This is a genomic window from Bradyrhizobium sp. AUGA SZCCT0105 (assembly GCF_018129565.1).
In the GTDB taxonomy this organism is placed as follows: Bacteria; Pseudomonadota; Alphaproteobacteria; order Rhizobiales; family Xanthobacteraceae; genus Bradyrhizobium.
This window is the reverse complement of sequence record NZ_JAFCMK010000003.1, coordinates 455,714-469,212: the sequence shown is the minus strand read 5'-3', so window position 1 is coordinate 469,212 and position 13,499 is coordinate 455,714. Positions and strand designations below refer to the sequence as shown.

Sequence of the window (13,499 nt, the reverse complement as noted above, 5' to 3'; positions counted from 1 at the left end):
CCGATCAGAGAACGTAGCCGCCGTCGATGGTGATGCTGGTGCCCGTGATCAGGCTGGCGCCGTTGCCTGCCAGAAAGCTGACCGCCGATGCGATGTCATCCGGACTGTTCAGGCGGCGCAACGGAATCCTCTCCTTCAGCCAATCGGCCATGCCGGCGGTCATGTCCGTGGCCGTCGGTCCCGGCTGCAGATTGTTGACCGTGATTTGCCGCGGGGCCAGGTCGAGTGCTGCGGTCTTCACGAGTGAAGCGACCGCCGCCTTCGTCATCGCATAGGCGCTGCCGCCGGCGGCGCCGGTCCTGATGGCCGTGTTGCTTCCGATCGTGATGATCCGCCCGCCGTCACGCATGGCGGCAGTGGAGGCCTGCATCGCCAGGAACACGCCACGAATGTTCACATTGAGCAGCAGATCGAGATCGTCGGGATTGAATGACTCGAGCGATCCGAGACGAAGCACGCCCGCATTGATGACCACGACATCAAGCAGTCCGAGTTGATCGGTGGCCTCCGCCACGGCGCGCCGGATCGCGGCGGGATCGCCGCTGTCGGCGTGGATCGCGACTGCCTTGCCTCCGGCCCCGGAAATCCCATCGCACACCTCGCGTGCCTTGTCGGGCCTGCTCACATAGGTGAGGGCGACCGAGAACCTCTCCTCTGCAAGGCGCTTGGCAATCGCGGCGCCGATCCCCCGCGAGCCACCGAATATGAGTGCGGTACGTGGTCTCTCCGATGCTGTGTAGGTCATTTCGGTATCTCCTGGTTATTGGAATGTTCATTCCAGAATAGGCCACAAAAATCATTCGAGTGCGCGCAGCGCCAACTGTCCGAGTGATCGCAATCGCCGGTGGCCGGCGCCGCCGCGGGCGGCGACCCTGATCCCCGCAAAGGATGCGTAGAGGAATTCGGTCGCGCTGGACGGGTCGATTTCGGCCGCCACGTCGCCCTGCGCCTGAGCCTCACGGATTCGCGCCACGATGGCCTTGGTCAGCGCGCGTCCAGAGCTCTCTCGAACCGCAGCAAGCTCCGGCTTACCGGTACCGAATTCGCAGATTGAATTGACGCCCAGACACGCCTCCGCCGCGGCATCCACCACGCGCTCGACCATGGCGCGAAGACCATCGAGCGCGCGCTGCTCGCTTGCCAGGGCTGACAAATGGGCCTCCGTCTCCCGGGCGGCATAGCGCTGCACCGCGGCGAGATACAGCTGCCACTTGTCGCCGAACGTGTCGTAAAGGCTTTGCCGGCCGATGCCGAGTGTCCGTACCAGCATCTCCGCCGACGTGCCCTCATAGCCGTGCTCGCGGAATACGCCGATCGCGGCATCAAGCGCCTGTTCCGCAATGAATTCCTTCGGTCTTGCCATTGCTTCGAAATGACGGATTTGGAATGATCAGTCAAGAATGGCTGACATCACGGTCGCGTGCGCCATCCTCCGGAGCTGCCCGCTAACATCTTGGCGATCAGCCATCAAAGGGCTGGATTTCCGGCTCCGGATCGTCAATTCTGATTTGGAACTTACCATCCGTGCCAAACGCGGAGGAGATGTCCCATGGAGGAAGCGCGTCCGGAGCGGTTTGTCCGCAAGGTCGGCGGTGAGCTGGTGTCGTCCGTCATCGCGCGGTCGGAGCCGATCAGGGTCGAGCTACTCAGCCGGACCTCGCGGCCCCGCATGAACTGGCACTTCCGCCAGCCCGAGCTGACGTTGTTCTGGTTCCGCAATGGCTGCTCGCGGTTGCAGGCCACGATCAACGGCCGTCCGGTCGAATATGAGTTCTCCAGGGCAGCCAATCTCGCGCTGTTTCCCGCCGGTACCGAGATCGAGGGGGAGTGGTCGGTCGGGCCGGCGTTCGACTATGTCGTCGTCTTCGTCGACCCGAAATTCGTGCAGAGCCGTCTCAATGGCCTGATCGAAACGCCGGCGATCGCGTTCGGCCATGACCAGCTCTGTCGCGGTCTCGCCGAACTTTGCCAGGAAGCGACCACGCCGGACAATCTGTTCGATCTGTTCGCCGAAGGCTGGGCCAGCCAGGCGCTGGCCCACATGGCGCGGCTGTCGCGCGGCGCGGAACCGGCGAAGGCGTTAAGCCGTGGCGGACTGCCGGCGCTCAAGCTGCGGAGGATCGAGGAATTCGTCCGGGCCAATCTTGGCGAGACGATCTCGTTGTCGGCACTGTCAGATGTTGCCGGCCTGAGCAAGCGGCATTTCCTGCGCGCGTTCCAGGAGAGCATGGGCACCAGCCCGCACCGCTATGTGCTCGGCCTGCGCATCGAGGTGGCCAAACGTCGCCTCAGCGACACCGATGAGAGCCTGACCAGCATCGCGCTGGCCTCGGGGTTCAGCCACGCCCAGCATTTCTCGTCGACGTTCAGGCAAGTCACGGGTGTCAGTCCGTCTGTGTTCCGGCAGCAGGGCCGGGCGTGAGTTTCGGCGCTTTTTTGCAAGTCGAGGCGCTTTCCCGCAAGCGCCGGCGCACGGTCCATCGTATGCCGAGGTTGCGCTCGGGATTTGGTCGCGTCCGCGCATTGGAGAAGGAAGCAAAGCATGCCAGGGCCATTGGCGGGAGTTCGCGTACTTGATCTGACCGGTGTCGTTTCGGGCCCGTTCGCGACGATGTTTCTGGCCGATCAGGGCGCGGACGTTCTGAAGGTTGAGCCGATCGGCGGCGACATCACCCGCCGCAGCCGAGCCAATGTCGACAAGACCGGCGAGTTCTCGGCGCTGTTCATCTCGTCGAACCGCGGCAAGCGTTCGCTCTCGATCGACATGAAGACCGATGCCGGCCGGGACGTGCTGGGCAAGCTGGTCCTGCAGTCCGACGTGCTGGTGCAGAATTTCAGGCCCGGCACGATGGAACGTCTCGGGCTCGGTCCGGACGAGGTGCGCAGGAAGAATCCGCGGCTGATCTATGTCTCGATCAGCGGCGTCGGCGAAGACGGGCCTTACGCCAAGAAGCGCGTCTATGATCCCATCGTGCAGGCCCTGTCGGGCTTCTGCGATATTCAGGCGCAGCCGGTGACCAACCGTCCGCAGATGATCCGGACCATCGTGGCCGACAAGACGACGGCGGTCTATGCCGCGCAGGCGATCACGGCGGCGCTCTACGCGCGGGAAAAATCCGGCAGCGGCCAGCATATCCAGGTGGCGATGCTCGACGCGATGATCGCCTATCTCTGGCCGGAAGGCATGATGCAATACACGGTGGTCGGCCGCGAGCAGGCGACGGCCGATCCGAACGATCGTCCCGATCTCGTGTTCCAGACCTCGGACGGCTACCTCACTTGCGGGACGATCTCCGACTCCGAGTGGCAGGGCTTCTGCAAGGCGACCGGCGATCCGGAGCTCGCCAACGATGCGCGCTTCGCCACGCCGGCTTCACGCTCGGTCAACGCGACGGCGCGCATCAACAAGATGCAGGACTATATCGGCAGGCACACCACCGCCGAATGGCTCGCCCGGCTCGATGCGGCCGATGTGCCCTGTGCGCCGATCCTCCGGCGCGGTGAAATCATTGCCAACGAGCAGGTGGTTGCCCGCGGGCTGATCGCCGAGCTCGAGCAGCCCGGGGTCGGCACGGTGCGGCAGCCCAAGCCCGCTGCGCGCTTCGAGGTCGATGCCGCCGCGATCGGCGGTCCTGCGCCGCGCATCGGCCAGCACACAAGGCAGGTGCTGTCCGACCTCGGCTACGGCGAGGCCGCCATCGCAGAGATGATCGAGCAGAAGGCCGTGCGCGCGGTCTGAGCGGCCGCGCCGCGCAACGTCACCATTGCTGAACCGAACAACCGCCGTCGGTGGGAGATGTCCTATGGCCGAGACAAACAAGACTGCCTTGCTGGTTGGCGCGGGCGATGCGATCGGCGCCGCGGTGGCGCGGCGCTTCGCCGCCGGCGGCTACACCGTCTGCATCGCGCGGCGCGATGCGGCGAAATCGAGTGCCCTGGTGGAGGAACTGACCGGCGCCGGAAGCCAGGTGCATGCGTTCAGCGTCGACGCGCGGCGCGAGACCGAGGTTCAGGAGCTGTGCGAGCGGGTCGAACGCGAGTTCGGGCCGATCGAGGTCTGCCTGTTCAATGCCGGATCGAACGTCAAGAAGGAGCTGCATGAGACCAGCGAAAAGCTGTTCTTCAAGGCCTGGGAACTCGCCTGCTTCGCCGGCTTCCTGGTCGGACGCGAGGCGACCCGGCACATGCTGCGGCATGGCCGCGGCACCATGCTGTTCACCGGCGCGACCGCGAGCGTGCGCGGCAGCAGCGGCTTTGCCGCATTCGCATCCGCCAAGTTCGGCCTGCGCGCGGTCGCCCAGGCGATGGCGCGCGAGCTCTCACCGAAGAACATCCATGTCGCACATCTGTTGATCGATGCCGGTGTCGACAGCCCAGCCATACACCAGCGGATGAAGGCCGCCACCGGCGTCGACGCATCAGAGATTCCGCCTGACACGTTGACGCGGACGTCCTCGATCGCGGAGGCCTACTGGTTCGTGCACCAGCAGAGCCGCGACGGATGGACCCATGAGCTGGATCTGCGTCCCTCCGTCGAAAAATGGTGACGTCATGCCTGAGATGCTGACGCTATGGGGGGTGGGGACATCGCGGACGATCCGGGCCCATTGGGCGTTGCACGAACTGGGGCTCGACTACCATTGCAAGCCGATCCTGCCGCGCTCCGGCGAGACCAAGACGCCGGAATACACGCTGCTCAATCCACGGCAGAAGATCCCGCTGCTGCAGGACGGCGACTTCACGATCGGGGAGAGCGCGGCGATCGTCGCCTATCTGGCGCGCCATTACTCCAACCCGAACATCTCGCTCGTTCCCGTCGAGGAGCACGATTTTGCGCGATGGCTGGAATGGTGCTTCTTCATCGTGGCCGAGCTCGACTCGACCAGCCTCTATGTGATGCGTCGCCATGACGTCCAGGGCCTTGCCCACATCTACGGCCATGCTCCTGACGTCGTCGTGAAAGCGGCCGAATATTTTCGCCAGCAGCTCCGCCATGTCGAAGTCGCCCTGTCGGACGGCCGGCAATATCTGATGGGCGATCAGTTCACCAGCGCGGATATCCTGCTGACGACCTGCCTGGTCTGGGCGATCGATTACGGTGTCGGGGTCTGCGAGGTCGCAACGCCCTATCTCGATCGCGTCACGGCACGGCCGGCCTACAAGGAAAGTGTCGCGATCAATACCGTGAAGAGCTGACCGGCCTCGCCATTCAGGGTTGGCGCTGCCGGGGATCGCCGATCTCGCATCCTGGCATCAGACCAAACCGGCCGTGCAGCCCGCGCCAGAGGCCGCCGCACAGTACGCTCAGAAGCTTGCGCATCGACTTCCCCTTCGACATCCGCCAGTTGCGATCCTGCTGCCGTCGTCGGCGGAATGACAGAGTCAATTCTGGGCAGGCCTGCGTAGTTTTTAAGCAGGGTGCGCTCGCGGCCGCGCGGCGCGCGCCGAAAAATCTCATCAGATTCAAACGCCCGTGGTGTGGCACGCCTCGTGCATCAATGGCGCTGAGTTGGCCGCTAGGGTTCCGATCTTGCGAAGCAAGGTGCTGGTCCGAGAGCAGCCGCTTGCGGGGGAGACATCCCCGCAGGTGCACGGCGGGATAAAAGCCCGGGAGACCTCGTTAGCCAAGGGATTGGCGGAGCGATGGTCTTTTCGCCAGTCCCTTTTTGTGAAGTTTCGCAAGAGGGATCGGCAATGAACAAGTTCTCTTTCTTCCTCCGCTCTGTTGTCACCGGCTGCGCGATCGTGCTCGCGGCCGCATCCGTCGCTGACGCCGCACCGAAGAAAAGCTTCAAGGTCGCCTGGTCGATCTATGTCGGGTGGATGCCGTGGGGCTATGCGGCCGACACTGGCATCGTCAAGAAGTGGGCCGACAAATACGGCATCACGATCGAGGTCAAGCAGTTCAACGATTACGTCGAATCGATCAACCAGTACACCGCCGGCGGCTATGATGCCGTCACCATCACCAACATGGACGCGCTTTCGATTCCGGCAGCAGGCGGTGTCGACACCACCGCGGTCGTGATGGGCGATTTCTCCAACGGCAACGACGCCGTGATCCTCAAGAACAAGTCGGATCTCGCCGCGATCAAGGGGCAGACGGTCAACCTGGTCGAGTTCTCGGTGTCGCATTATCTGCTGGCACGCGCGCTCGAGACCAGCAAGCTGAGCGAGAAGGACGTCAAGGTCGTCAATACCTCCGATGCCGATATCGCCGCCGCCTACAAGACATCAGACGTCAACGCGGTCGTGACCTGGAATCCGATCGTGACGGAAATCCTCGGCTCGCCCGACGCCAAGAAGGTGTTCGACTCTTCGCAGATTCCAGGCGAGATCATGGACCTGATGGTGGTCAACACCGCGGTCGCCAATGACAATCCGGATTTTGCCAAGGCGCTGGTCGGCATCTGGTATGAGACGCTGTCCAAGATGACGGCGAACGATCCCGCCGCGAAAGCCGCCAAGGAAGCGATGGCCAAGGCCTCCGGCACCGACCTCGCAGGTTTCGACAGCCAGCTCTCGACCACAAAACTGTTCGACAAGGCAACCGACGCCGAAGCGTTTACGCGCAGCCAGACCATCGGCGTGACCATGGACCGCGTCCGCAAGTTCCTGTTCGACAAAGATCTGCTCGGCAAGGGCGCGAAATCCGCCGATGCCGTCGGGATCGAGCTCGCCGACAAGTCGGTGCTGGGCGACAAGTCGAACGTCAAGCTGCGCTTCGACCCGACCTACATGGACGAAGCCGCCAAAGGCAAGCTTTGACGTCAAGCTCTGATGCGCATCGCGTCGCCTCAAGCAGGAGCCGGACATGCGACTTGTGAACATACGGCCGGGACGGCAGACGCGATTCTATCTGCTCGCGCTGCCGTTCGTATTGGTCGCAATCGCCTACTTCGCCGGCTCCAGCGCGCGGCTCACGCAAAACCCGAACGACAAGCTGCTGCCGGCGCTGCCCAGCATGGTGCAGGCCGTCAAGCAGATGGCGTTCGAGGTCGATCCGCGCACCGGCGGCTATCTGATGGCCTCCGACACCGTCGCCAGCCTGGGGCGACTGGGGTCGGCGCTGGCGATCTCGACGGTGGCGGCGCTCGTCCTCGGCATCGTGATCGGGCTGTTGCCGGGCGCCAATGCCCTGCTCGGGCCGTTCGTGTCGGTGACTTCGATGGTGCCGCCACTGGCATTGTTGCCGATCCTGTTCATCGTGATGGGGTTGGGTGAGAACTCGAAGATCGCGCTGATCGTGATCGGGACGCTGCCCTGCATGATCCGCGACCTCGCCATGAAGGTGCAGGAGCTGCCGCGCGAGCAGATCGTCAAGGCGCAGACGCTCGGCGCCTCGACCTGGCAGATCGCGCTGCGCGTCGCGATGCCGCAAACGCTGCCGCGGCTGATCGACGTGCTGCGGCTGCAACTTGGACCGGCGTGGCTGTTCCTGATCGCAGCAGAGGCGATCGCCTCGGATTCCGGGCTCGGCTACCGGATCTTCCTGGTGCGCCGCTATCTCGCGATGGACGTCATCATCCCCTACGTCGCCTGGATCACGCTGCTGGCGTTCCTGATCGATGTCGGCCTGCGCGTCACGCAGCGCAGGCTGTTTCCCTGGTTTGCCTCGGTGAGGGCGGAATGAGCGCGATCCGGTTCGACGACGTCTGGAAGGAATATGGCGATCACATTGTGCTCGAGCGCATCACGATGGAGGTCGAGCCGCGCGCCTTCATTGCGCTAGTCGGCCCGTCCGGCTGCGGCAAGACCACGCTGCTCCGGATGCTGCTCGGTGAGGAGCAGCCGAGCCGCGGCCAGATCATGGTCGACGGCAAGCCGTTGCGCGCCGAGCCGGATGCCGACCGCGGCGTGGTGTTCCAGCGCTACTCGGTGTTTCCGCATCTGACCGTGCTGCAAAACGTCATGCTGGGCCGCGAACTGCGCGACGCCAAATTCACCGCCCGGCTGTTCGGCGCCGCGCGCCGCGCCGCCACCGACGAGGCCGTGGCGTTGCTTGCCGAGGTCGGGCTCGCCGGTCAGGAGGGCAAATATCCGTCGGCGCTGTCGGGCGGCATGCAGCAGCGCCTCGCCCTCGCGCAGGCGATCATGCGCGGTCCAAAAATCCTGCTGCTCGACGAGCCGTTCGGCGCGCTCGATCCGGGGATTCGCGCCGACATCCATGTGTTGATGAAGCGGCTCTGGAACGAGACCCATCTGACTATCGTGATGGTGACGCATGACCTCAGCGAGGCGTTCGGGCTCGCGACGCGCGTGATCGCGCTGGAGCGGCAGCGCAACCGGCCGGAGGAGCGCGAGCGCTACGGCGCCACGGTGTCACGCGACCTCGAGATCTTCCCACGCCGCAGCGCGGAGCCGCGGTCATCCGTTCAACCAGCTCCGATCGGGACGGCCCGGTCAGACAAGGAGCATCAGCCGGGACGGCCCGGCGCTCTCGTCTTGAAGGAGCAACCATGATCCTCACAGAGGAACAGAAGGCCGAGATCGCGGCGCATACCCGACGTTACAACGAGCTGAAGGCGGCGGGGCAGGAGCACGCGCCGCGGGCGCTGCCGGCGCCAACCGCGCGCGACGCTGCGCCGATCGCCACCGATGCGATCATCCATCGCGAGACGATTCCGGCCGGCTGGTACTGGACCACACGGCTGAACCGCGGCGACACGCTGCGTATCGTCAACAGTTCGGGGACATCGACCGTCAGCCTTCTTGCCTGGAACAGCGCCGACACCACCGAGCGGCTCAACCACGCCGACACCATCAAGGTGCAGTGGGCGGCGCGGCTGCAGAAGGGCCGCGTGCTGCTCTCGGACATGGGGCGTGCGCTGCTCGGCATCACCGAGGACAGCAGCGCCGCGCATGATGCCGTGGTCGGCGGCTCGACCGCGGCGACCAACCTGCCGAAATACGGCGAAGGGAGTTTCCGCAACACGCGCGACAATTTCATCCTGGCCGCGGCCAAGCTCGGGCTCGATCGCCGCGACGTTCATCCCTGCGTCAGCTTCTTTGCACCGGTTGCGATCGACGCGGAAGGCGGGTTTGTCTGGTCCGACGCGCGCCGGCAAAAGGGCGATTTCGTCGATCTGCGTGCGGAGGTGGACCTGCTGATTGCGCTGTCGAACTGTCCGCATCCGCTCGATCCCGCGGAAAGCTATCCGCAGGCGAGCGTGGAGATCGTGCGCTACCGCTCGGCCAAGCCCGCCGCCGACGATTTGTGCCGCACCGCGACGGCCGAGGCGATCCGCGCCTATCAGAACAACGCGCTGTATCTCGGCGAGACGAGCGAAGGAGCCGTGCGATGACCACGCAATCCGCTCAGACCCGTGGCCGCGTCGTTCTCGACGTCGAAATTCCCGCGCGCAAGCCATGGTCGGCCATCATCCGCAAAGGGCAGACGCTGCGGATCACGGATACCCATGGCCAGCAGGCGGTCGATACGCTGTTCTATCGCGCCGACGATTTCGGCGAGCGCTACAGCGGTCAGGATACGCTGCGCGCGCAGGGCTCGGCCTATGTCGGGCTCGGCACCAGGATCATGTCCAATGAAGGCCGGGTGATGCTGCGCGTCACCGCTGATAGTTGCGGCCTGCACGATACCTCCGCCGGCGCCTGCTCCTGCGAAAGCAACACCGTGCGGTTCGGGCACCAGACCCGGTACCAGCACGCCTGCCGCGAGAATTTCGTGATCGAAGCCGCAAAGCACGGCATGTCGAAGCGCGACATCGTGCCGAACCTGAACTTCTTCATGAACGTACCGATCGATCCCGCCGGCAATTTCACCGTGGTCGACGGCGTCTCCAAACCCGGCGACGCCATCGAGCTGGTGGCGGAGATGGACGTGCTGTGCCTGATCTCGAACTGCCCGCAGATCAACAATCCCTGCAACGGCTTCTTCCCGACGCCGGTGCAGGTCACGATCTTCGAGCCGGAGGCGTGAGGCATGTTCAGCAAGGTCCTGATTGCCAACCGCGGCGAGATCGCCGGGCGGATCGGAAAGACATTGCACCGCATGGGCATCGGCTCGGTCGCGGTCTATTCCGACGCCGACCGCTTCACGCGGCCGGTGCTCGAGGCCGACGAGGCGGTGCGCATTGGTCCGGCACCGGCGGCCGAGAGCTATCTCAACGTCGATGCGATCATGGCTGCGTGTCTTGCGACCGGCGCGCAGGCGGTGCATCCCGGCTACGGCTTCCTGTCGGAGAACCGCCGCTTTGCCGAGCGGCTCGCCGAACACGGCATCAAATTCATCGGGCCGCGGCCGGAGCATCTTGACGCCTTCGGCCTCAAGCACCGTGCGCGCGAGATCGCCGAGCGCAGCGGCGTGCCGCTGCTGCCGGGCTCCGGCCTGCTGGAGACCATCGAGGAGGCGGTGCGCGAGGCTGACAGAATCGGCTTTCCGGTGATGCTGAAGAGTACGGCGGGCGGCGGCGGCATCGGCATGCAGCTCTGCCACGACATGGCAACGCTGCGCGAGCGGTTTGAATCGGTGCAGCGCACGGCGCGGGCGAGCTTCGGTGATGCCCGGGTCTATCTCGAGCGGTTCGTCGCCCAAGCCCGCCACATCGAGGTGCAGATCTTCGGTAACGGCAAGGGCGATGTGGTCGCGCTCGGCGAACGCGATTGCTCGCTGCAGCGGCGCAACCAGAAGGTCTTTGAGGAGACCCCCGCGCCCGGTCTCTCCGCCGAGATCAGGCAACGGCTGCACGCGGCCGCGGTGTCGCTCGGCAAGGCGGTCGCTTACGAATCCGCCGGTACGGTGGAGTTCATCTATGACGTCGCGCGCGAGGATTTCTACTTTCTCGAGGTGAACACCCGCCTGCAGGTCGAGCATCCCGTCACCGAGCAGGTCACTGGCGTCGACCTCGTGGAATGGATGATCCGGCAGGCGGCCGGCGAGGATGTGCTGGGCGAGGCCGGCGCGCTCGCACCGAGGGGCGCGGCGATCGAGGTGCGGCTCTACGCCGAGAACCCGGGCGCAGGCTTTCGCCCGAGCGCGGGCAGGCTGACGCAGGTCGCGTTTTCGCCGGATGCGCGGATCGACGGATGGATCGAGACCGGCACCGAGGTCTCGCCGTTCTACGATCCGATGCTGGCCAAGATCATCGTGTCGGCCGAGACGCGCGAGGCCGCGATCGCAAAGCTGGCGAAAGCGCTGGATGACACGGTCGTTGCCGGCATCGAGACCAATCTCGATTATCTCCGCGCGATCGCGGCGTCTGACGTGTTCCGCGGCGGCAAGGTGGCGACCAGCGTGCTCGGCGCATTCGCCTATCGCCCGCGCACCATCGACGTCGTCGCACCGGGTGCGCAGAGTGGGGTGCAGGAATTGCCCGGCCGGCTGCATCTCTGGCATGTCGGCGTGCCGCCGAGCGGGCCGATGGATGAGCGGTCGTTTCGTCTTGCCAACCGCGTGGTCGGCAATCCGGAGACCACGACCGCGCTGGAGCTGACGGTCAACGGGCCGACCCTGCGCTTCAATACCGATGCGATCGTCGCGCTCGCGGGTGCACGCATGAAGGCATCGCTCGACGGTACCGAGGTCGCTCATGACGAGCCGGTCGCGGTGTGCGCGGGCCAGACGCTTGTCATCGGCAGCATCAAGGGCCCGGGCCAGCGCAGCTATCTCGCCGTGCGCGGCGGCATCGCCGTGCCCGAGATTCTCGGCTCGCGGGCGGTGTTTGCGCTCGGCGCCTTCGGCGGCCATGCGACCGGCTCGCTGAAGGCCGGCGAGGTGCTGCACATCGGTGCCGAGCGATCTGGCCTTGCCTTGCCGCGCCGCGCAACCGAGGACGAACGGCCGCAGCTGACCTCGGCGTGGCAGATCGGCGTGGTCTACGGCCCGCATGGTGCGCCGGATTTCTTCCTCGACGAGGACATCGAGACGCTGTTCGCGGCGAGCTACGAGGTGCACTTCAACAGCGCCCGCACCGGCGTGCGGCTGATCGGGCCGAAGCCGCGCTGGGCCCGCGCCGACGGCGGCGAGGCCGGACTGCATCCGTCGAACATTCACGACAACGCCTATGCGGTCGGCTCGATCGATTTCACCGGCGACATGCCGATCATTCTGGGACCGGACGGACCGAGTCTCGGCGGCTTCGTCTGTCCGGCGGTCGTCGCGCGCGACGAGCTGTGGAAGGTCGGCCAGCTCAGGCCCGGCGACACCGTCCGCTTCGTTCCGGTGAAACGCGACGATCCCGTCGCCGGCCCCACGGTGCTCCAAGCGCCCGAGCTCGGCGCGGCCATCGTTGGCCGCAACGATGATGGTCCGATTCCGGTGGTGTACCGGCGCGCCGGCGACGACAATCTCCTGGTCGAATATGGCCCGATGGAGCTCGACATCGCGCTGCGGCTGCGCGTGCATGTGCTGGCGCAGGCGCTGGAAGAAGCAAAACTCGGCGGCCTGATCGACCTCACGCCCGGCATCCGCTCGCTGCAGATCCATTATGACGGCACGGCGCTGTCGCGAACGAAGCTGCTCGACGTACTGCGAAAGATCGAGCGCGAACTGCCGCCGGTCGATGCGATGCGGGTGCCGAGCCGCACCGTGCATCTGCCGTTGTCATGGCGGGATCCAGAGGCCGAGCTTGCGATGCGCAAATATCAGGAGCTGGTGCGCGCGGATGCGCCGTGGTGTCCGTCGAATGTCGAGTTCATCCGGCGCATCAACGGCCTCGGCAGCGAGGATGATGTTCGCCGCGTCGTGTTCGACGCCGATTATTTCGTGCTCGGCCTCGGCGACGTCTATCTCGGCGCGCCGGTGGCGACCCCGCTCGACCCGCGGCATCGGCTGGTGACCACCAAGTACAATCCGGCGCGGACCTGGACGCCGGAGAACGCGGTCGGCATCGGCGGCGCCTATATGTGCATCTACGGCATGGAAGGGCCGGGCGGCTACCAGCTGTTCGGCCGCACCATCCAGGTCTGGAACAGCTGGCGTACCACGCGGGTGTTCGAGCCGGGTCATCCCTGGCTGCTGCGGTTCTTCGACAAGATCCGCTTCTTCCCGGTCGACGCCGACGAACTGCTCGACGCCCGCGCCGCGTTCCCGCACGGGCAATACGACATCAGGATCGAGCAGGGCGAATTCTCCTACGCCGACTATGCGAAGTCGCTGGCCGATGCGCGGCCATCGATTGCCGCGTTCAAAGCGACGCAACAAGCGGCGTTCGATGCCGAGCGCCAGCGCTGGCGCGAGATGAAGCTCGACGAGGCGCCGGCGGAATCGATCGATGCGAGTGCCGTCGCAACCGGCATTCCCGACGGCCAGGTCGGCGCGTTCTCGGAGGTGCCCGGCAACATCTGGAAGATCCTGGTCGAGGAGGGCGCCGTGGTTGCCGCCGGCGACACACTCGCTATCATCGAGTCCATGAAGATGGAGATATCAGTGCATTCGCCGAGCGCGGGCCGCATTGCGTCGGTGCCGGTCAAGCCCGGCCAGACGTTGCGCGCCGGCGATGTCGTGGCGTTGATCCGGCCGGAGTAGATCGGCCGCGTCG

11 protein-coding genes, 1 pseudogene and 1 riboswitch are annotated in these 13,499 nt (G+C 65.3%); of the genes and pseudogenes, 10 read left to right on the top strand and 2 right to left on the bottom strand.

The annotated features are described in order from the left end of the window. Positions 1–4: 4 nt before the first annotated feature. Both JQ573_RS18080 and JQ573_RS18075 read right to left on the bottom strand, forming a co-directional pair. Positions 5–745 carry an SDR family oxidoreductase gene (locus JQ573_RS18080; protein ID WP_212313841.1) on the bottom strand — a complete coding sequence of 247 codons (741 nt, stop codon included), beginning with the start codon at positions 743–745 and terminating at the stop codon, positions 5–7. A gap of 51 nt (positions 746–796) precedes the next feature. Continuing rightward, the gene (locus tag JQ573_RS18075; RefSeq protein WP_212313839.1) at positions 797–1,363 is read right to left on the bottom strand and encodes a TetR/AcrR family transcriptional regulator; all 567 of its coding nucleotides are present in this window, start codon (positions 1,361–1,363) and stop codon (positions 797–799) included. A gap of 186 nt (positions 1,364–1,549) precedes the next feature. Here JQ573_RS18075 and JQ573_RS18070 point away from each other — a divergent pair, with 186 nt between their 5' ends. The 10 genes and pseudogenes from JQ573_RS18070 to uca all read left to right on the top strand — a co-directional run bounded on the left by JQ573_RS18070 (position 1,550) and on the right by uca (position 13,486). Next, positions 1,550–2,422 carry an AraC family transcriptional regulator gene (locus JQ573_RS18070; protein WP_212313837.1) on the top strand — a complete coding sequence of 291 codons (873 nt, stop codon included), beginning with the start codon at positions 1,550–1,552 and terminating at the stop codon, positions 2,420–2,422. Between the two features lie 120 nt (positions 2,423–2,542). Further along, positions 2,543–3,739: a CaiB/BaiF CoA-transferase family protein gene (locus JQ573_RS18065; protein ID WP_212313835.1), complete on the top strand. Its 1,197-nt coding sequence runs from the start codon at positions 2,543–2,545 to the stop codon at positions 3,737–3,739. A gap of 64 nt (positions 3,740–3,803) precedes the next feature. Then, positions 3,804–4,547, top strand: a complete 744-nt coding sequence (locus JQ573_RS18060) for an SDR family NAD(P)-dependent oxidoreductase (protein WP_212313834.1) — start codon at positions 3,804–3,806, stop codon at positions 4,545–4,547. Between the two features lie 4 nt (positions 4,548–4,551). Further along, positions 4,552–5,196 (top strand): glutathione S-transferase family protein, encoded by a 645-nt coding sequence (locus JQ573_RS18055; protein ID WP_212313832.1) that lies wholly within the window; start codon positions 4,552–4,554, stop codon positions 5,194–5,196. Between the two features lie 309 nt (positions 5,197–5,505). Next, positions 5,506–5,616, top strand: a riboswitch (guanidine-I (ykkC/yxkD leader). 78 nt (positions 5,617–5,694) lie between these two features. Beyond that, positions 5,695–6,768, top strand: a complete 1,074-nt coding sequence (locus JQ573_RS18050; RefSeq protein WP_212313830.1) for a putative urea ABC transporter substrate-binding protein — start codon at positions 5,695–5,697, stop codon at positions 6,766–6,768. A 46-nt stretch (positions 6,769–6,814) separates the two neighbouring features. Then, complete coding sequence (locus tag JQ573_RS18045) at positions 6,815–7,633, top strand: ABC transporter permease (protein ID WP_176529135.1); 819 nt, start codon at positions 6,815–6,817, stop codon at positions 7,631–7,633. Continuing rightward, a pseudogene (locus tag JQ573_RS18040) lies at positions 7,630–8,417 on the top strand (ABC transporter ATP-binding protein); the annotation flags it as partial. The gene JQ573_RS18045 and the pseudogene JQ573_RS18040, both read left to right, overlap by 4 nt. Positions 8,418–8,459: 42 nt before the next feature. Further along, on the top strand, positions 8,460–9,305 hold the full coding sequence (locus JQ573_RS18035; RefSeq protein WP_212313828.1) for an urea amidolyase associated protein UAAP1: 846 nt from the start codon (positions 8,460–8,462) through the stop codon (positions 9,303–9,305). Continuing rightward, positions 9,302–9,940, top strand: coding sequence for an urea amidolyase associated protein UAAP2 (locus JQ573_RS18030; RefSeq protein WP_212313827.1), 639 nt, complete (start codon positions 9,302–9,304; stop codon positions 9,938–9,940). Before JQ573_RS18035 ends, JQ573_RS18030 begins: the two co-directional genes overlap by 4 nt. Positions 9,941–9,943: 3 nt before the next feature. Beyond that, positions 9,944–13,486: an urea carboxylase gene (gene uca / locus JQ573_RS18025; protein WP_212313826.1), complete on the top strand. Its 3,543-nt coding sequence runs from the start codon at positions 9,944–9,946 to the stop codon at positions 13,484–13,486. Positions 13,487–13,499: the final 13 nt, after the last annotated feature.